This window comes from Xanthomonas euvesicatoria (assembly GCF_013112235.1).
Classification (GTDB): Bacteria; Pseudomonadota; Gammaproteobacteria; order Xanthomonadales; family Xanthomonadaceae; genus Xanthomonas; species Xanthomonas euvesicatoria.
Genome location: NZ_JABFFS010000001.1, coordinates 1372806 through 1392161, shown reverse-complemented (window position 1 = coordinate 1392161; position 19356 = coordinate 1372806). Strand labels below are relative to the sequence as shown.

The 19356-nt window shown below is 66.5% G+C and carries 18 protein-coding genes and 1 other RNA gene; 5 read left to right on the top strand and 14 right to left on the bottom strand.

The annotated features are described in order from the left end of the window. Window positions 1-270: 270 nt before the first annotated feature. The 6 genes from HLH45_RS05820 to poxB all read right to left on the bottom strand — a co-directional run bounded on the left by HLH45_RS05820 (window position 271) and on the right by poxB (window position 7788). On the bottom strand, window positions 271-1500 hold the full coding sequence (locus tag HLH45_RS05820; protein WP_008572189.1) for an MFS transporter: 1230 nt from the start codon (window positions 1498-1500) through the stop codon (window positions 271-273). A 92-nt stretch (window positions 1501-1592) separates the two neighbouring features. Further along, the gene (locus tag HLH45_RS05815; RefSeq protein WP_003488352.1) at window positions 1593-2210 is read right to left on the bottom strand and encodes a hypothetical protein; all 618 of its coding nucleotides are present in this window, start codon (window positions 2208-2210) and stop codon (window positions 1593-1595) included. A gap of 102 nt (window positions 2211-2312) precedes the next feature. Continuing rightward, window positions 2313-3065 carry a hypothetical protein gene (locus HLH45_RS05810; RefSeq protein ID WP_014089009.1) on the bottom strand — a complete coding sequence of 251 codons (753 nt, stop codon included), beginning with the start codon at window positions 3063-3065 and terminating at the stop codon, window positions 2313-2315. A 190-nt stretch (window positions 3066-3255) separates the two neighbouring features. Continuing rightward, window positions 3256-4602 carry a sigma-54-dependent transcriptional regulator gene (locus tag HLH45_RS05805; RefSeq protein WP_008572019.1) on the bottom strand — a complete coding sequence of 449 codons (1347 nt, stop codon included), beginning with the start codon at window positions 4600-4602 and terminating at the stop codon, window positions 3256-3258. After that, window positions 4587-6029 carry a sensor histidine kinase gene (locus HLH45_RS05800; protein WP_008572018.1) on the bottom strand — a complete coding sequence of 481 codons (1443 nt, stop codon included), beginning with the start codon at window positions 6027-6029 and terminating at the stop codon, window positions 4587-4589. Before HLH45_RS05800 ends, HLH45_RS05805 begins: the two co-directional genes overlap by 16 nt. A 49-nt stretch (window positions 6030-6078) precedes the next feature. After that, on the bottom strand, window positions 6079-7788 hold the full coding sequence (gene poxB, locus HLH45_RS05795) for a ubiquinone-dependent pyruvate dehydrogenase (protein ID WP_029818263.1): 1710 nt from the start codon (window positions 7786-7788) through the stop codon (window positions 6079-6081). Between the two features lie 394 nt (window positions 7789-8182). On the opposite strand from poxB, the gene HLH45_RS05790 reads away from it, so the two are divergent. Beyond that, window positions 8183-8779, top strand: a complete 597-nt coding sequence (locus tag HLH45_RS05790; protein ID WP_003488520.1) for an OmpO family porin — start codon at window positions 8183-8185, stop codon at window positions 8777-8779. A 333-nt stretch (window positions 8780-9112) separates the two neighbouring features. On the opposite strand, the gene HLH45_RS05785 is transcribed toward HLH45_RS05790, so the two are convergent. From HLH45_RS05785 to HLH45_RS05755, 7 genes are all read right to left on the bottom strand, one after another. Next, a non-coding RNA gene (locus HLH45_RS05785) (sX9 sRNA) lies at window positions 9113-9186 on the bottom strand. Between the two features lie 62 nt (window positions 9187-9248). After that, complete coding sequence (locus HLH45_RS05780; protein ID WP_008572015.1) at window positions 9249-10274, bottom strand: NAD(P)H-dependent glycerol-3-phosphate dehydrogenase; 1026 nt, start codon at window positions 10272-10274, stop codon at window positions 9249-9251. Window positions 10275-10289: 15 nt separating this feature from the next. After that, window positions 10290-10802 (bottom strand): protein-export chaperone SecB, encoded by a 513-nt coding sequence (secB, locus tag HLH45_RS05775; RefSeq protein ID WP_003488515.1) that lies wholly within the window; start codon window positions 10800-10802, stop codon window positions 10290-10292. A 109-nt stretch (window positions 10803-10911) separates the two neighbouring features. Further along, window positions 10912-11346: a rhodanese-like domain-containing protein gene (locus tag HLH45_RS05770; protein WP_005912207.1), complete on the bottom strand. Its 435-nt coding sequence runs from the start codon at window positions 11344-11346 to the stop codon at window positions 10912-10914. A gap of 75 nt (window positions 11347-11421) precedes the next feature. Further along, entirely contained in the window at window positions 11422-11844 is a 423-nt protein-coding gene (locus HLH45_RS05765; protein ID WP_008572013.1) for a hypothetical protein, read from the bottom strand. Window positions 11845-11872: 28 nt separating this feature from the next. Continuing rightward, window positions 11873-12343, bottom strand: coding sequence for a YiiD C-terminal domain-containing protein (locus HLH45_RS05760; RefSeq protein WP_017156408.1), 471 nt, complete (start codon window positions 12341-12343; stop codon window positions 11873-11875). A gap of 324 nt (window positions 12344-12667) precedes the next feature. After that, window positions 12668-13483, bottom strand: coding sequence for a glycosyltransferase family 25 protein (locus HLH45_RS05755; protein WP_008572012.1), 816 nt, complete (start codon window positions 13481-13483; stop codon window positions 12668-12670). Between the two features lie 203 nt (window positions 13484-13686). Here HLH45_RS05755 and HLH45_RS05750 point away from each other — a divergent pair, with 203 nt between their 5' ends. From HLH45_RS05750 to HLH45_RS05740, 3 genes are all read left to right on the top strand, one after another. Further along, on the top strand, window positions 13687-14466 hold the full coding sequence (locus tag HLH45_RS05750; protein ID WP_008572011.1) for a uroporphyrinogen-III synthase: 780 nt from the start codon (window positions 13687-13689) through the stop codon (window positions 14464-14466). A 103-nt stretch (window positions 14467-14569) separates the two neighbouring features. Then, window positions 14570-15547, top strand: coding sequence for a uroporphyrinogen-III C-methyltransferase (locus tag HLH45_RS05745; protein WP_008572010.1), 978 nt, complete (start codon window positions 14570-14572; stop codon window positions 15545-15547). Further along, entirely contained in the window at window positions 15544-16809 is a 1266-nt protein-coding gene (locus tag HLH45_RS05740; protein ID WP_008572009.1) for a heme biosynthesis protein HemY, read from the top strand. The genes HLH45_RS05745 and HLH45_RS05740 overlap by 4 nt, the downstream gene beginning before the upstream one ends. A 222-nt stretch (window positions 16810-17031) precedes the next feature. Here the strand turns inward: HLH45_RS05740 and HLH45_RS05735 are convergent, their stop codons facing one another. Next, window positions 17032-18327: an acetyl-CoA C-acetyltransferase gene (locus HLH45_RS05735; protein WP_033478605.1), complete on the bottom strand. Its 1296-nt coding sequence runs from the start codon at window positions 18325-18327 to the stop codon at window positions 17032-17034. A gap of 88 nt (window positions 18328-18415) precedes the next feature. Here HLH45_RS05735 and HLH45_RS05730 point away from each other — a divergent pair, with 88 nt between their 5' ends. Continuing rightward, window positions 18416-19300 (top strand): hypothetical protein, encoded by an 885-nt coding sequence (locus tag HLH45_RS05730; RefSeq protein ID WP_033478604.1) that lies wholly within the window; start codon window positions 18416-18418, stop codon window positions 19298-19300. Window positions 19301-19356: the final 56 nt, after the last annotated feature.

Here is a 19356-nt window from a genome sequence, read left to right as displayed (position 1 = left end):
GATGGTGGCTACCGCACCTGATCTCTCACCAGGACGCGGCATCTGTGGTGGTAGCTATCGTTGGACAGCGACAGACACTGCATCGATCCGGACCAACGAGGCGATGATGTGCGCCGCGTCATCTGCGCGACTGCCAGGCCTGCCGGCCGACAGGACACGCCCCTGGTCAGAGCGCACTTGCTCGTCCCTACCAACGCAGTGCGATCGATAGCGCGCAAGTCGCGACGGACAGCGATCGGTCGCTCCGCTTGCGCGCGCCCTGCGCACCGGTCACAGCACTGTCTCGGCCTGCATGGAAGCCGCTGCCTGCAACATGCCGCGACAGCCGGCCCATAACGCCACTGCCAGCAGCGCGATCGCACCCAAGGTCAGAAACGCGATGCGGTAGCCGAAGGCATGCGCCAACCAGCCACCAAACGCCGGACTCAGTGCCGCACCGACGCCCTGCACGGTCATCACCGCGCCCTGGCCGACATTCACGCGCCCGGTGCCTTGCAACAACCGCGCGACCAGTGCCGGCACCACCACGCTTTGCAAGCCGGCGCCGAGCCCATCGAGGATCTGCACCGGAAACACGCCCCAGCCGTGAATCACCGATGCCGCCACCAAGGCGCGCAACGGCAGGGCCATGAACGCCACCAGCAGCACCCACCAGTGCCCATGCACGCGTATCCAGCGCATCGCCAGCAACGCGACCACCACCATCGTGGCCTGTGCCACCACGATGGTGGTGGCCGTCAATGCACTCGGGTCGCCGGCGTGCGCCGCCACGATCGCCATGCCGTACAGCGGCAGCATCGCCGCATTGCCCAGATGGAACAGCCCCAGCGTCACCGCCAGCAGCGCCAGCGGGCGGCAGGTCAGCAGCACACGCCAACCGCTCAACGCATCCCCACCGTTGTTGCTTGCCAGACCGCGTGCTGCGCGGTGGTCGATGGCCGCAGCCGGAATCGCCAGCACCGCCACCAGCGCCAGGGCGCCGAAAAAGGCGGTCAGCAGGAACACGGCGGCGAAGCCATAGCGCCATCCCAACCAGCCGGCCAGCACCGCGGCCAGCACGTTGCCCGCATGGTTGGCCACCTGATTGCGCGCCAGCTGATGGTCGAAACCGTGCGCGTGCACCAGCCCCAACGTAATGCCCGTCAATGCCGGGCCAATGCCGGCCGCTGCCAACGCCGAGGCGATCTGGGCGGCGACCACGCCCGAAGAGGTGGGCTGCAGCCAGATCAAGGCGGTGGCAAGCAGGATCGCCAGGCAACCGACCACCACCACGGCGCGTTTGCGCCGGGTGGCATCGACCAGCGCGCCGGCCGGTGTGGTGGCGAGCATGCCGGCAATGCCGCCCACGCTCATCACCGTGCCGATCGCCGCCACCGACCAGCCTTTGGATTGCAAAAACACGCTGAGGAACGGCCCCAGCCCGTCCTGCACATCGGCCACGCTGAAATGCAGTGCTTCCAGCGCGCGTGTCCCACGGGGCCTGGCCTTGGTCATCGGCATGGCACCGCTCCGCTGCGAGCGCGCACGAAGGCGCACGTGGCAGGCCACGGGGCGGGCATCTCAGTGGCGCGCGGTGGCCGCATGTTAGGCTCCTAGTGTTTGGGCTTGGGCTTGGGTTTATGCGCAGGGCCGTGCGGTGGATGCTCGATCTGCTTCAGCGTCGCCGCCTTGCCACCCAAGGCATGGGCATGGATCAGCACGCCGTGCGGCGTGGCCTTGGTCTCGCCTTCGGCCACCAGTGGCTTGCCGACCACTAGCTGCTTGGCGAAGTCGCCACCGGCATGCGGCGGAAACCGCACCGTGACCGCATCGTCCAGCAGCACGCCATGCACCTGCCCATGCGGACCGTGCAGCAACCGGGTGATGGTGCCGCTGTGCTGGGCCACTTCCGGCTTGGGCGGTTTGCCGGGCGGTTTGGGTTTGGGCTTGGCATGCGGCCCATGCGGGCCTTCATCGAGGATGCGCTTGCCGCCTTCCGGATCGATTGCCAGCGCCACCAGCATCTCCACGTCGCGCGGCTTGAGGCCACGTACGGTGAGCGCGCTACCAGGCTTGAGCGCCTTCAGCAGCGCCTCGGACAGATGCGGCGGGGTGTGCACTTCGGTGCCATCGGTGAGCAGCAGGCCGTCGATATCGGCCTTGGGGTTGAGCAGGAAACGCGCCAGGGTGCCGCGGGTGGCGGGGAGGAAATCAGGGTCGACCCAATGCATGGTGTTACTCCGAAAAAGGACCGGCATTGCCGGTCAAGCCGCTGGCCACGCGGCTGCGTGACCAGCGGAGGAAACCAACGAACAAAACAGGAGCGGTACGACTCAACGGCCGGCCGGCGGAACCGGCGCGCCCGGCGGCGGTGGCGGCAGCGGGCCGTCCGGACGCGGCGCGGTGAACAGCGCACGCAGCGAGGAGCGATCACGCCCCAGCTGGGTCGCCTCGATCGCACGGCCGTCCGGGGTGGCCACACCGAAGCCGCTAGCGCTCAGCGGCTCGCCCACGCGCAGCAGATCGGCAAACTGCAGCGCCAGATGCGGTGGCATCCGCACCACCGTGCCATCGCTGACCAGCGCACCATTGACCTCGCCGGCAGGCCCATAGACCAGGCGCTGGATCGTGCCATCGGACTGCAACGGGGTCAGCTGGCCGGGGGTCGGCGGCGGCGGCGGGGCGGCGCCGAAGGTGGGCGGACGGTCGACCACCTCGCGGCCGCTACGGCCGGAGCGGATCGAACTGACCTGCAGCACCGGCAGATTGCCCAGACGGAAGCCCTTGACGACGACATTGTCGCCGGCCCGTACGGCTGCCTTCACCTCGCTGGACAGATGCGGTGGAAACCCGACCTGGGTGCCGTCGCGCAGCCACAGTCCGTCGACCTCGCCATTGGGGTTGAGCAGGAAGCGCTCGACGGTACCGCTCACGCTCACCGGTGTGGCGGCGACCGGGGTCGGCGGGGCTGGCGGACCGCCGATCGGGCCGTTGGGCGCCGGCGGCGGCGGCGGGGCGGCCACCTGTGCGGCGGCGGCGCCGATGGTGCAGGCCAGGGCAATTGCAAGAACAGTCTGACGCATCATGGGGATGTCTCCTGCGCGGCGGGAAGGGGCCGCGTACCAGAGACAAAGCAGCAATCGTGCCAACCAATAACTGATTGTTTTGAAAGAGCTTTATTTGCTCTGCAGCCGGACGGAGACGTCTGCATTTCATCCACCCTGTCTGGTTTGGGGACACCTGTCCCGCAGCCTGCGATCGATGTGCGTACAAGTGTCACAGGCCGTATTCCTCCAGCTTGCGATAGAGCAGCTGCCGATGGATCCCCAGCCGGCGCGCGGCCTCGGCGCGATTGCCCTGGCTGTGTTCCAGCGCCGACCGGATCATCTGCGTTTCCAGCCGCGCCACGGCCTCGGGCAGGGTCCCGGTCACCACCGATGGCTCCTGCGGCGGCAACTCGCCCGCCTCGCCCAGCGCTTCATCCAGATCCGCCGCATCGATGCTGGCGCCACGCACCAAGACCTGGCTGCGCTGCATGACGTTGCGCAATTCGCGCACGTTGCCAGGCCAGCGATGCGCGAGCAGGCGCTCCTGCGCGGCCGGCGACAGGCTCTGCGCACGCGCTGCATCGGCGCTCAGGAAGTGCTGCGCCAGCAGCAGGATGTCCTGGCCACGCTCGCGCAATGGCGGCAGTTCGATCGGCACCACATTGAGGCGGTAACGCAGGTCGCTCCGAAAGCGTCCGTCGGCCACGCAGGCCGCCAGGTCGCGATGGGTGGCGGCCAGCACCCGCACATCCACCTTCTGCGGGCCGCTGCCACCCAGTGGCGTCACCTCGCCTTCCTGCAGGAAACGCAGCAGCTTGGCCTGCATCGGCAATGGCATGTCGCCGATTTCGTCCAGAAACAACGTGCCGCCATCGGCTTCGCGAATCAGCCCGCGTCGGTCGCTGCTGGCGCCGGAAAACGCCCCCTTGCGATGGCCGAACAGCTCACTCTCCATCAAGTCCAGCGGAATGGCCGCGCAGTTGACTGCGACAAATGGCGCATTGGCGCGCGGGCTGGCGCGATGCAGCGCGCGTGCGGCCAATTCCTTGCCGGTGCCGGTTTCCCCGGTGATCAGCACCGGCAGATCGGACGCCGCTGCCAGCCCGATGCGCTTGTGCACGGTGCGCATCGCCGGGCTGTGGCCGACCAGTGCATCCTCATCTTCGACCGGCGCAGGCGAGCTGTCTGTCGCTGCAGCCTGCGCATCGGCACGACTGAGCAGCGCGCGCTCCACCACCTCCACGATATCGGCACGGCCGACCGGCTTGACCAGATGATCGAAGGCGCCCAGCGTCATCGCCTCGATCGTGTTGCCGCTGGACACATGGGCGGTCAGCATCACCAGCGGCACCTGACGCGCCTGCGCATCGTCCAGGCGCGCACGCAGCACCGCGATGCCATCCATGCCCGGCATGCGGAAATCCACGAACGCCATGTCGATGCCGCCTTCGCTCAGCCGCGCCAGCCCGTCCGGCCCGTTCTCGGCGGCGACGACCGTATGCCCGAGCGAGCGCAAGGTGGCCTGCAAGGTGGTGCGAAACGCCGCGTCGTCGTCGATGATCAGGATGCGCGCCATGGCAACTCCAGGATGAAATGGGTCAGCCCGTCGGCATGTGCGTAGCGCGCGTGCCCGCCATGCGCACGCGCGATCTCGCGCACCAGCGCCAGCCCCAGGCCATTGCCGTCGGCGCGGCCACTGACGAACGGCTCGAACAGGTGCGCAGCGATCGGTTCTGCGATCGGCGCGCCACGGTTGCAGACCTGCAGCTGCAACATGCCCTCCACTGCTGCCGCCTGCAGCGTGACCTCGCTGCCTGGATCGGCGTGCTGCGCAGCATTGCGCAGCAGGTTGTGCACGGCGCGCCCCAGTTGCTGCGGATCCAGGGTCCAGCGCAACGGCGCGGCCGGCAGCAGCAGGCGGGGCGGCGGCGTGCCCGGCGGTAATGGGCTGTGTTCCAGTAGCGTCGCCAACCAGTCCTGCACCACCACCGTCTCCAGGTGCAGACGAATCGGCTGCACCATGCCGAGCAGACTCTCGACCACGCCATCCAGGCGACGAATCTGCGCCAGCATCAACTCGCCATGCGCCGCATCGTCCGGCGTCGCATCGCGGCGCGCGATCTCGTTTTCCAGCGCCAACCGCATCGTGGCGATCGGGTTGCGGATCTCATGCGCCACCGTGGCCGTCATGCGCCCCAGTGCGGCAAGCCGTTCGTGCCGCGACAGCTCGTCGGCCAGCCGGCGCGTCTGCGCCAGCGCCTGCGCGTTGCGCTGCGCATAGTCGTTGACCGCCGCGCCCAGGCGGTCCAGTTCCGGCGCACCGGTCGGCGGAATGTGCGGCGTCTGGGTGTCGGCGGCCAGCGCCTGCTGGATCCGCTGCAGGCGCTGGCTCCAGCGCCGTACCAGCACGCCCAGCGCAATGGCCGATATCGCCACCATCGCGAAGATCAGCAGCATGCCAACGACCAATGGCCGCCATGCGTCGGCCTTGCTGGCCGGCACCCGCGTCATTGTCCATGCCGCGCTGCCGGATGCCAACGGACAAGCGCTGATCAGCAGCACCTCGCGGCGACCGTCGCGACGGTATTGCGCCGCCTGCCTTGTCGTCACGCTCTGCTGCGCCGTGTTGACGATGTTGGCCCACTCCGCGGCGGGAATATCGGTCTTGTGATCGCTGCCGTCGTAGGTCGGGTAGGCATAGGCAACAAAGCCCTTGTGCAGGTCCCAGACACCGCCTTCGACGCCTGGCGCATCGGCCAGCACCAACTGCACCACCACCGCTGCCAGGCCTGCGCCATCGTCGCCGCGACGCGCCGCCTCGCTTGCCCCGGCATAGCGTTGCACGATGCGCGCGCATTGCCCGCCCAATTGCTGGCGCGCCTCTTCCAGCCGCACACCCTCGGTCTGCCGATACAGGCCGTACAACATCGTGGCCACGCCCACACAGGCGGCCACGATCACCATCCAGATCAGCAACAGTTGCCGGAGCAGCGAACGGGGCATGGACGAAGCGGCCTGAAGAGGACAGCCAGTGTGCGTGAGTGCAACTGAATTAACGCAGGTTGGTCTTCACCAACTCGATGACCTCATCGCCACGCCCGCTCATCACTGCCTTGAGCAGATACAGGCCCATACCCTTGGCCTGTTCGAGTTTGATCGCCGGCGGCACCGCCAGCTCCTGCGTGGCGATGCGCACATCCACCAGCGCCGGACCCGAATGCGCGAAGGCTTGGCGCAATGCACGCTCCAGTTGCGACGACTCATCGACACGGATGCCGAGGATGCCCATCGCGTTGCTCATCGCCGCGAAATCCGGATTGCGCAGCTCGGTACCGGTATCCAGGTAACCGGCAGCCTTCATCTCCATCGCCACAAATCCCAGCGAAGCGTTGTTGAACACCACCACCTTCACCGGCAGGTTCAATTGCGCCAGCGAGATGAAATCGCCCATCAGCATCGCAAAGCCACCATCGCCCGATAGCGAAATGACTTGCCGACCGGGAAATGCCGCTTGCGCACCAAGCGCCTGCGGCATTGCGTTGGCCATCGAACCGTGATTGAACGACCCCAGCAAGCGACGCTTGCCGTTCATGCGCAGGTAGCGGGCGGCCCACACCGTGGGCGTGCCGACATCGCAGGTGAACACTGCATCCTGATCGGCAATCTGGCTGATCAGCCGGGTCACGAACTGCGGGTGCAGCGGCTGCCCAGGATCTGCCGGCACCGCCAGATCGTCCAGCCCTTCGCGCGCCTTGCGGTAGTGCGCAAGCGACTTTTCCAGAAAGCCACGTTCTTCGCGGCGCTGCAGCTGTGGCAGCAATGCTGCAATGGTTTCACCCACATCGGCGGCAATGCCCAGCTGCAACGGCGTGCGCCGACCGAGCGCGCTCGGGTCGCGATCCACCTGCACGATGGTCGCGTCCTTCGGGTAGAACTGCCGGTACGGAAAATCCGTGCCCAGCATGAGCAAGGTGTCGCAATTGAGCATGGCGTGATAACCGGAACTGAAACCGATCAGGCCGGTCATGCCGACATCGAACGGGTTGTCCCACTCCACGTATTCCTTGCCGCGCAGCGCATGCACCACCGGCGCACCCAACGTGTCGGCCAACGCCACGACTGCGTCATGCGCGCCGGCACAGCCACTGCCGCACAACAGCGTTACCGCCTTGCTCTGCTGCAGCAGCTCGGCCAATTGCCGCACGTCCTCGGCGGCGGGCAGCACCCGCGGCTGACGCAGCGCCGGCCACGCACTGGAGACATGCTTGTCCACCTCCAGCAACGCGATATCGCCGGGAATCACCACCACCGCCACGCCTTGCTGCAGGATGGCCGTGCGCATCGCCCGATGCAGCACTTCCGGCAATTGCGCCGGGTTGGTCACCAACTCCACGAAGTGACTGCACTCGCGAAACAGCTCCTGCGGGTGGGTCTCCTGAAAATAGCTCAGCCCGATCTCGGACGACGGAATATGCGCGGCAATCGCCAGTACCGGCTGGCGGCTGCGATGGCAATCGAACAGCCCGTTGATCAGGTGCAGATTGCCCGGCCCGCAACTGCCGGCACACACCGCCAGCTGGCCGGTCACCGCCGCCTCTGCACCTGCGGCGAACGCGGCCACTTCTTCGTGCCGCACATGCATCCACGCGATGGTCTGCATCTCGCGCAAGGCATCGGTCAAGCCGTTGAGGCTGTCGCCGGTCACGCCCCATATCCGCTCGACCCCGGCGCTCTGCAGCGTCTCGGCCAGAAAGCGCGCCAACGTTTTTTTCTTCGCCACGATGCAGCTCCACAGGTGTGTTCAACAGGCGTGCAATGCTCCCAGCGGCGGTGTCAGTGCAATGTGCTGGTGGAGCGAGCGCGCGTAAAACGTTGGAAGCCATACGAAGCGTTGGAAGCCGTACGATCTTCCGCGTTTGTGTACACATGCCTCACGTCGGCGCCATGTAAGCGCTAGAGCATCACGTTTTGCACGTGCTGTACGCGCATCTGCACGCGACACAAGAAAGCGCAGCTGAATCTGGCGCGATGATTCATCAACTGGTCAGTCCAAAATTCATGTCGCGTTCCATCGAATAACGGAGAATTTACATCTCGGCAGCGAACGGCATCCGCCTCAGCGCCGGTCCAATCAAATAAGTACAGGTATCCCGATCATGAAGACTTCTTTGCTGGCCCTCGGCCTTCTCGCAGCTCTGCCGTTTGCGGCTTCGGCTGCTGAAAACCTCTCCTACAACTTCGTCGAAGGCGACTACGTGCGCACGCCGACCGAAGGTCGCGATGCGGACGGCTGGGGCGTGAAGGCCTCCTACGCCATCGCTCCGAACTTCCACGTGTTCGGCGATTACAGCAAGCAGAATGCTGACGACAACAACAACGTGTTCGAGAACACCGACTCGGACTTCCAGCAGTGGGGCGTCGGCGTGGGCTTCAACCACGAAATCGCCACGAGCACCGACTTCGTTGCGCGCGTTGCCTACCGCAAGCTGGACCTGGACACCCCGAACATCAATTTCGACGGCTACAGCGTTGAAGCCGGTCTGCGTAACGCCTTCGGCGAGCACTTCGAAGTCTATGCCCTGGCTGGCTACGAAGATTTCTCCAAGAAGCGTGGCATCGACATCGGCGACAACTTCTACGGCCGCCTTGGCGCCCAGGTGAAGTTGAACCAGAACTGGGGCATCAACGGCGACATCCGTATGGATGGCGACGGCAACAAGGAATGGTCGGTCGGCCCGCGCTTCAGCTGGTAAGCCGCACGTTTGACTGCAGCGCGCTCTCTCTCCCGCGTTGCACTGGAAGCCCGGTCCTCCGACCGGGCTTCTTTCTTTTGGGCGATCGGTTGGCGGTTTGGACATGCACGTCACGATGCGCGTCACTTCGCACAGGAAACCTCGCCAACGATGCATCTGCGTCACGAGGGTGGGCCGCGCTCGCGTTGGGTGCCCCAACGACCTGGCGCCCGATCCGCCAAGGCCGTGCTTGCGCCGCGCGGCAAGCGGCCAAACAAAAAAAACGCCCGGTACTGCCGGGCGTTGTGTTGTGCATTTTCGCATCGGATGCCGAGGCGCTACCGGTCTTGGCGCGGCGAACAAGACGGAGCGAGCAATCATCCGGTGGCGTGGACAGCGCGCGGAACCGTCACGCAAGGGTGGCGCACGAGGATTCTAAGCACCGGCCCACGCACGACTGGCAGTAAGCGCAGCGGTTTGTCGGCTGTTCTCAGGTAAACAAGGTCTGCGGGTACTCTGGCTTGCGCTCGCGTGCCAGCAGTTCCTTCAGGCCTGCTTCCGGAGTGATTTCACCGTGCAATACCGCGCGCACGGCATTGGAGATCGGCAGTTCGATGCCGTGGTGTTCGGCCTGACGCATGACCTCATCGGCCGTCTGCACCGATTCGACCACCTGGCCGATCTCGCGGATCGCATCGTCCAAGCTCTGCCCGCGCCCCAGGGCCAGACCCAGGCGCCGGTTACGCGACAGATCGCCGGTGCAGGTAAGCACCAGATCGCCCAATCCGGCCAGGCCCATCAGGGTCTCCGGACGTGCGCCGATCACCGCCGCCAGACGCAGCATCTCGTTCAAGCCACGCGTGATCAGACCGGCCCGTGCATTGAGACCAAGCTGCATGCCGTCGGCCACGCCGGTGGCCACCGCCAGCACGTTCTTCATCGCCCCGCCCAGCTCGGCGCCCACCATGTCGTCGCCGGTGTAGGCGCGGAAGGTGGGGCCGTGCATCGCATCGGCCACCACTTGTGCGAACGCCGCATCGTCGCCGTGCACGGTGATGGCGGTCGGCAGGCCGAGCGTGACTTCCTTGGCGAAGGAGGGCCCGGTCACCACGGCCAGCGGAACGCTGGGGCCGAGGATGTCGCGTGCCACTTCATGCAGGAACCGCCCGGAACCGGGTTCGAAGCCCTTGGTCGCCCAGGCAACGCCGGCACCGGCCGGACGCAGCGGTGCGATCAGCCGGATGGTCTCGGTGAACGCATGCGAGGGCACCACCACCAGGATCCAGGTGGCGTCAGCCACCGCCGCCTGCAGGTCGGTGGTGGCACGCAGACTGTCGGGCAGCGCAATGCCCGGTAGATAGCGCGCGTTCTCGTGGGTGCGGTCGATGGTATCCACCATCGCCGCATCGCGCCCCCAGAGCACGGTCGGATGACCATGCCTGGCGAGCAGCGCGGCCAGGGCCGTGCCCCAGGAACCGGCGCCGAGAACGGCGATCTTGTGGGTCCAATCGCTCATCGGCGCAATCAACGCTTAGGCGTTGCCAGCCGGCTCGGAATCGGCCAGCGAAGTGCCTTCGTTCTGACGCTGACGCAGGGTTTCTGCGTACAGGGCTTCGAAATTGATCGGCTGCAGGTAGAACGGCGGGAAGCCGCCGGCCTGGATCAGGTCGCTGACCAGGGTGCGCACGTACGGGAACAGGATGTTTGGGCACTGGGTGCCGAGCAGCACGTCGATCGCCTGCGGGTCCAGGCCGACCAGGCCGAACACGCCGGCCTGCTGCACTTCGGCCACATAGGCCGTCTTGCCACCGGCGGTGCAGGTCAGAGTCACGGCCAACACCACTTCGAAGGCGTTGTCGTTGAGGCGCTGCACCTTCTGGTTGAGGTTCAGCTGCAGCTCGGGCTGGTTGGCGTCATTGAAGACGGCCGGTGCGTTCGGAGATTCGAAGGACACGTCCTTGACGTAAATCTTTTCGATGGTGAAGGCGGGACCAGCAGCGGCGTCGGCCGGCGCAGCGGCGCCGTTGAGGATTTCGTCGGACATTCCTAACTCCAGAAACGGTTCGGTGGATGCAGCGTTGAGTGATGCGAACGTGAAAGCGCAAGTCTCTCACGCCAGCAATGGGGGCGTGCCGGTTGCCGCACAAGGCGGATCAGCGGCCCTTGATCAGTGGCAGCTCGGCCATCTGCCAGGCGGCCACGCCGCCTTCGAGCCAGTACACCTGTTCGAAACCAGCTTTCTTCAGCGTCTTGGCTGCACCGGCGGAGGTGGTGCCGCTGCGGCACACCACCACCACCGGCGAGGCCTTGGCGTTGGCCAATAGCTTGCCGGCCGGGTCGAACTTGGCCAGCGCCACGTTTCGGCTGCCGGCGATGTGGCCTTTTTCGAAGTCGGCAGTGGGCGACAGGTCGATCACCAGCGCATTTTCGCTGTTGATCAGACGGGTCAGCTCGGCCGGCTTGAGCGCGCGATAGCCGCGGAACAGGCGCGCGACCTCGGTGACGATCAGGGCGATGGTCAGGCCCACCAGGGCCAGCGACAACATGGGGTTGCGGCCGACAAAGGCCTGCAGCTCTTCGAAATTCACGGGGTCAGGGTCAGTCGAGCGGGCGGGAATTGTCGCACAGCTGGCGCACGCGACGCCCGGCGCGCAGGGGCCAGGCTACTGGCCCTTCCACAGGTCGGGCAGGCCGCTGGCCAGCCACCAGCGCTTCTGCTCGGGATTCCAGCGCCAGATCTCGATGCTGCGCACCAGCCGTTCGGCCTGGGTATTGCGGTTGATCACCCGCAACTCGACCTCGCGCCGCAGATCGCCATTGGGGTCTTGGCCCACGCGCACCTCGCGGTAGCCGGAAATCTGCACCTGCTCGTAGCGCGAACGTTCCAGGTCGCTGAGCGGATGCGCCTGGGCATAGGCCGGCTCGACGAAGCCCTGCGCGGCATCGAAATCGTTCCAGCGCACGGCGGCCGTGTAGGCAGCCTGGGTGGTTTCCAGCGCCCGCGCCTGGGCACGGCTGCCGGCATTGGCCACCCCGCTCAGCAGTGCCAGCCCAAGCAGCACGATCGTTGTAATGACTGCACGCATGCGTATTCCCCCGGATCCAGCCGGCATCCTACCGTTTTGGAAACGCCACGAAGCGCCCGCTCAACGTGGCCGCGGCGGCACCGGAGCCCAGTGCGATCTGCGCGCGCATGCCGATGCGCGCCTTGCCACGCTGCCGGAACGTCGCCAGAAAGGCCTCCCAGCTTCCCAACTCGGACGGCTCGGCATTGGCGACCAGGTCTTCGTACACAGGCGCGACATAGCGCAGCTGGCTGTCTGCAACGTAGACATCGGCGTGGTGCCCGGCCAATTGCAGCTGCAGGGTCAGCCACCCCCAGCTGGCCAGCGTCATCAGCGAGGCCAGGCTGCCGCCGAACGCATTGGCCTTGTCGTTGACGTTGGCCTGCAGCGGCGCCCGCAGGCGCAACGCACCATCGTGCAGACCGTCCACGGCAATGCCCATCGACAGGACCGGCGGCATGGCGATGAACTGCTGCTGCAGCGACTGCAGGGCGGATGCGAGCGTGCACGAAGGAGTCATCGGCAAAGACTGAAAGACGGCGAAGGGCGGCATCATGCCGCAATGTTCTGCGAGCGTCTTGTGCACCTGCATGACATGCGGTACCGCATGGTGAATGCAGTCATCGCCACGTGCGATGTGTGGGCCGGCATCGCGCTGGCCGCATGCAACAACTTTTTCGACACCTTGGCCCAACCCGGATCACGCGCTCGGTCAGCACGCGGTATCCGCCACGATGCCTGCCGGTGGCGTTGCAAATAGCGCGCCATGCATCAAACCGCCCGCCAACGACCGCGCAACCGCCCGGCACGACCGACGCCTGCGCGCGAGTGCTTATTTGCCGCGCTAAGGCGCAAAGACCACCTTGCGATAGCCCTGCGCCACCCGCAACAGCGCGGTGGCCTTGGCTTTCCAATGCGTGCTGCGCTGCTTCTGCGCCTGCGTCAGCGTCAGCGGCGCATCGATGGTGCTGGTAAACACGATGTTTTCCGCAGCTGCATGGAAGAATTTGTCCTGGATGCACGCAGCCGGCGAGAGCTGATAGGTGGACAACTGGTGCGCCACCGGCGACTCGTTCCAGCCGAACAAAAAGATATCGGCCATGGTGTGCCAGCGCGCCTTCGCAGCCAGCAGCAATCGCGCCGCATCCCTGCTGATGATCAGCGCGCCGGCGCATACCGGCCAGCAATGCTGATACGTCGATGGCCGCACCAGGCGCAGTTGGCGTCCGGCGACATCCGCCACCTTGGCATCGAGTTTGATGCGGTTGTAGGACGGCTCCAGCCGCACGATGCTGCGGCCACCCGGTAGCCAATCGGTGCTGCCCAGCAACGCCGGCAGCGCATCGGACAGATGCATGTCGTCTTCGAAAATCGCCGTGTAGGCGTCGTCGGAATCGGCCGCAATGCGCCACGCTGCCTGGTGACTGAGAAAGCAGCCGATGTTGGACGCCGTCCACTTGCGCGGGCCGGCGCTGAAGGCATCGCCCGACCCTTCCAACGGGCGATCGCGTACGAAGTCGGCGATCTGCTCGTCCGTCAACGTGGCGCCATCGATGGCAGCAATGCGCTCGAACGGCAGGCCCAGCGCATCGAAGCGCGCCGACATGGCCTGCAACCGGTCGCCGCTGCGCTGCATGTTGATAAGGTAGGACTTGATCACTTCGCCGCTCCAGCACGGTTGTCGGCCAGGATCGTGACCGGATTCCCGGCGGTTGCAATAGGTTCCGGATCGAGTCGAAGGGCGCCAGTCAGGCAGCCGAATCATCGCTCCGGCTGCCGGCATTGCGCCATCGATTCGTACTGGCATCCCCGGATGCGGCGACAGTGGGCCGCAGGTGGCCCACGCTCTCGCATAATCGCCTCATGACCGGCCTTGCCCATCCCGATGCTGCCTGGACCCTGATCTCGCTGCGCCCCAGCGGTGAACATGCGCCGTTGCGGCGGGCAGTTGCGCGGCATGGCGGACGGGTACTTGCGCTGTCGCCATGGCGCCTGCAGACCCATGACACCGCACAGGCGCGAGACGCGCTGCGGCAGGCGCTGGCAGCGCCGATTGCGATTTTCACCAGCCCGGCCGCGGTGCAGGCAGCGCATCGTCTGGCGCCGCTGCAGCGCCCGGCGCAGGCGCACTGGGTCAGCGTGGGCGACGGCACTGCGCGCGCATTGCACGCCTGCGGCATCGACAGCGTGGTGCGGCCGGCGCGCATGGACAGCGAAGGCCTGCTTGCGCTGCCGCTGCTGCAGGCACCGCTACAGGCCGTCGGGCTGATCACTGCCCCCGGCGGGCGCGGCATGCTGGCGCCCACGTTGCAGCAGCGCGGTGCACGCATCGTGCGTGCCGATGTCTATCGACGCGTCCCGCTGCGCTTGCGCGCCTCGTCCATCCAGGCGTTGTCGCTTGCACTGCCGCGCAGCGTGCTGGCGCTCAGTAGCGCCGAAGCGCTGACGCTGGTTCTGCAACAGCTGCCTGCCGAATTGGTCGCTGCGTGGCAACAGCGTCCGGTAGTGGCATCCAGCGATCGCATGCTCGACGCCGCACGTGCAGCCGGTTTCGTGCATGGCATGCGCGCAGCAGGCCCGTTGCCGCAGCAGCTCGCCGCTGCTGCTGAGGCGGCAATCATGACACCACCACGACCTTGCTGAACTGCGAACTCAAGCACAGCTTGCCGCCGTCCGGCGCTGCACGCCATGCTGTGTGCGATGACTGCGGCGCCTGCGCCGGTCGTGACTGCCCGAGGATGTCCGAATGACCGAAATGCCCGCTCCTGCGCGACGCTTTCCCTTGGCATGGCTGCTGCTTGTCGTCGCCGTGGCGGCCGTTGGCGTGGCGCTGTTCCTGGGCTGGCGCGCGTGGCAGAACTATCAGGCAACGCAGCTGCAGGCCGCGCAGGCGCAGCAGCAACGCTGGGACGGCACCCAGCAGATGCTGGAGACGCTGCGCCGCGATCAGCGCCTGGCCAACGAGCGTCTGCAGGACGCGGCGGCCACCAACCGCGTCCTGCGCGACGAGATGCTGGGCTTGAGTCAGCGCAGCGCGTTGCTCGAAGACACCGTGCAAAAGCTGGCCGACCCCAACCGTCATGGCGCACAGGCGCTGCGCCTGGATGAAGTGGAGCTGCTGCTGCGGCTCGGCCAGCAGCGCCTGAGTATCGCCGGCGATGCCGATGGCGCGCGGCGCGCCTATGCGCTGGCCAACGGCGCACTCAACGGCATCGACGACCCCGGTTACCTCAATCTGCGTCAGGCATTGGTACAGGAACGCGATGCGCTGGAGCGTCTGGGGGCTGGCCCGCAGGCGGAGGCGGGCAAGAATCTGGATACCCTGGCCGCCGAGTTGCAGCGCCTGCCGGAACAGACCGCACAGGCCAGCGCCGCGGCGCAACCGTGGTGGCAAAAGGCGCTGGCGCCGCTGGTGGACATCCGCCCCAGCCGCGGCGACGCCTTGCTGACCGGCGGCGACCGGCGTGCTGCGCGCGATGCAGTGCAGATCGAAATCAGCCTGGCCCGCGCGGCCGCGGAACGTGGCGATGCCGCCGGTTTTGCGCAATCGCTGCGCCGCGTGGAGACCTGGACCACCCGGCTCTGGCCGGATTCGCCGCAACGTCGTCAGCTGCGTGCACGCTTGCGCAGCCTGCAACAAGCGCCACTGCGTCCGCGCCTGCCGGAACTGGGCACCACCCTGCTGCAACTGCAGGCCATGCGTGAAGGGAGATCCACCCAATGAAAGTGTTGCGTACCGTCTTGATCCTGCTGGTTGCCGTGGCGCTGGGCGTGCTTGGTGCACAGTGGCTGTCGCATCAGAACAGTTACGACCTGGGCAACGTCGTTGTCAGTGTGGGGGGCAACGACTATCACGCCGCCATGCCGCAAGCGCTGCTGATCCTGCTGATCGCATTGCTGGTGCTGTGGCTGCTCTGGACGTTGATCAGCCTGCCGTTCCGCGTGTGGGGCAAGTACCGCCGCAACAAGGGCCGTGCGCGTTTGATCGAAGGTCTGCGCGCTGCCGATCATGGCCAATGGCAGCGCGCCGAGCGGCTGCTGGTCAGTGCCAGCGAAGACGATGAGGTCAGCGGCATTGCCCTGGCCAGCGCGGTGCGCGTGGCCGATGCGCGCGACGACGAGGCGGCGGCCACGGCACTGGCAAAGCAACTGGCCGAGCGCGACCCGACAGGCTATGCGCTGTTGCAGGGCGAGCGGCACCTGGCGCGCCAGCGCCCGGTCGATGCGATCAATGCACTGGATAGCGCCAACGCGCAGCCGTTGCCGGCACGCGGCCTGCTGTTGCGCACCCACGCCCTGGCGCAGATCGGTCGCGCCGACGAAGCCTATGGCCAGCTCGGTGCCCTGCGTCAGCAGGCGGTCTTGGCGCCCGATGCCTACAGCACGCTGGAAGCGACGCTGGCCGAGCAGACCCTGTTGCAGGCCAGCGACGCCAATGCACTGGCCGAGCGCTGGGAAGCATTGCCCAAGACATTACGCACCACTCCGGCAGTGGTTGGCGCCTACGCGCAACGTGCGGCCGTGCTGCATTGGGACGATGCCGCCGTGCACAGCCTGGAGCAGGCGCTGGACGCGCAATGGGACGAATCGCTGGTACGGCTGTACGGCGTGCTGCCGCTGGAAAAATACGATTCGCGCCGCGCCAGCGCGCAGCGCTGGCTGACCCAATATCCCGACAGCCCAGGGCTGTTGCTGACACTGGCGCGGCTCGCGCGTCATCAACAGCAGTGGTCGCAGGCCGAGGAATTCCTGCATCGCGCCATCGCAAGCGGCGCCGGCAGCGAGGCCTGGGAAGAGCTGGGACACGGGTTTGCCGCCTCCGGCGACCTGCTGTCGGCACAGCATTGCTACGCCAATGCCTTGCGCGCCGCACGCGGCGAACCGGTACGCGACGTCATGCCACAGCAGTCGTTGCGCGGGCCAATCGTCACCACGTACGACCCGGCGCCAGTCGATCCGCACGCAGCGGACGATCGCATTCTGTAGTCGGGACAGCGGCGGTATGCAATGTGCTTACCGCCGCATTGCACTCCCGCGAACGGGGTCAATGCGCGCCAAGCGGCCATCTGCTTCATCGAAGAAGCTGACGTCGCATTGTTAGCCATACAGCGATGGAATTAAGGATGGCGGACCCGCACCGGCAGAATTCAACTGCCGCTTCTGCAAATCCCCAATCCCGAATGCCCAATCCCGTACCGCACCACGGCATCAGCGCTCGACGATCGCCACCACGCCCATGCCGCCGGCGGTGCAGATCGAAATCAATGCACGGCCGCCGCCGCGCTCTTCCAGCTGTTTGGCGGCCGTGGCCACCACGCGTGCGCCAGTGGCGGCGAACGGATGGCCGGTGGCCAGCGACGAGCCCAGCGGATTGATCTTGTCCGGGTCGATGCGGCCCAGCGGCGCGTCCAGGCCCAGCCGGTTGCGGCAGTAGTCCTCGCTCTCCCAGGCACGCAACGTGCACAGCACCTGCGCGGCGAAGGCCTCGTGGATTTCGTAGATGTCGAAATCCTGCAGGGTCAGGCCCTGACGCGCCAGCATCTGCGGCACCGCAATGGTCGGCGCCATCAACAGGCCTTCGCCATGCACGAAATCCACCGCCGCCACCTGCGCATCACGCAGATAGGCCATCGGCGTGTGGCCATGCGCCAGCGCCCAGGCTTCGCTGGAGAGCAGCACCGCGGCCGCACCATCGGTGAGCGGGGTGGAATTGGCCGCGGTCAACGTGCCGCGGCCAGAGGTCTTGTCGAAGGCCGGGCGCAGCGTGGCGAGTTTTTCCAGCGAGGTGTCCGCGCGCAGGATGTTGTCCCGCGAGACGCCGCGGAACGGCGCGATCAGCGAGTCGAAGAAACCGCGCTCATAGGCAGCGGCCAGCTTATGGTGCGAAGCCACCGCCCATTCGTCCTGCGAATCGCGCGAGATGTTCCATTCCTTGGCCATGTCCTCGCAGTGGTCGCCCATGCTCTTGCCGGTGCGCGGCTCGGCCACGCCGGGGAACTCGGGCTTGAGCTCGGCCAGCTTGAAGCCGCGCAGCAGCGCCCTGAGCTTGTCGCCGGTGGCCTTGGCACGGTTGGCGGCCAGCAGCCGTGCGCGCAACTTCTTGCCGTACACGATCGGCACTTCGGAGGTGGAGTCGGAGCCGCCGCCGATGCCCGAGTCGATCTGCCCCAGCGCGATCTTGTTGGCGATGGTGATCACCGAATCCAGGCTGGTGCCGCAGGCGCGCTGCAGGGTGATGCCCGGCGTCAGCGGCGACAGACCCGACGACAGCGCCGCCTCGCGCGCCAGGTTCCAGTCCGCGGAATGCTTGATCACCGCGCCCATCGCCACTTCGCCCAATTGCTGCCCATGCAACCCGAAGCGCTCGACCAACGCGCCCAGCGTGCGCACCGACATGCCCAGGTTGCCCACATCCGCATACGCGGTGTTCTGACGACAGAACGGGATACGAACGCCGCCCAAAATGGCGACGGGACGGGCTGCGGGCATCGGTTGACCTGGCATGGAGGACTCGGGGACATGGCCTGCACAGGGCCGGCAGGCATAATGGCCGCAGTGTAGCTTCGACCCCGTGATGGGCCAACCGCGAATCATGAGCAAGACCGAACACGGCGTAACCGCCATGGGTGTGCTGGCGCTGGAATTGACCGGCGGAAGCGCCCCCGAGCGCGGCGCCTTGGCGCCGGCGCAGGCCGGCATGCTGGCCGAACGCATCGGCCGCGACCTGGCGCAATGGATCCCGGAAGTCCGCGATCTGGAATTGAGCGTGGCGTTGGCGCATTTCGATCCGTCCGAAGTGTTGCGGCCGGGCTGGCCGCTGCATCGGCGCCTGGAAGAGCTGCAGGCGCGTGCACCCGGGCGCGACCAGGGCCCGCGGGTGCTGGCCTTCGGTGCCGACGCGCAAGGCGAGATCCCGCTGCCGTTCCAGGCCGATGCGCAACTGGCCGGCGGTGGGTTGCGCGTGTTGCCGTTCCTGCTGTCCGGCGACCCGCACACGGTTGCCGGCGTGGCCGACGCCATGGAGGAAGTGCTGCTGGCCCAGGGAATGGCGCAGGCCGATACCGCGTTGCTGGCGCAGGAAAGCTTCGGCGCCCGCATCGAGCATGCGCGGTATCTCACCGCCAACGATCTGGCGGCGATGATGTCGATGCAGTACGACAATCAGGGCCTGGCGCCGCTGTGGCCGCTGATCGAAGCCGCACTGCTGGCGCCGCACACCGAAGAGTGGCTGGAGCAGCCCCCCGAGCCGGTGTTGCGCTACATCGATGGCGAAGTGCGTATCGCCTTGTTCGATCCCGCAGGGTGGTGCGATTACTACGCGCACGACCGCGAAGATTGCGAACGCCTGCGCGGCGTCTATGAGCACTATCTGGCACGCCAGCGGCAGATGGCCGCCGTGCTGGAAGCGCATGGGCTGCCCGTGCTGTACGTGCATATCGAGCCGGGCCAGGATCCGCGGCAGGCCTTGTCCAGCTAGCGCTTCTTGATCATTCCCGCGGATTACTTGCAGTTCAAGGACGAATAACGATGAAA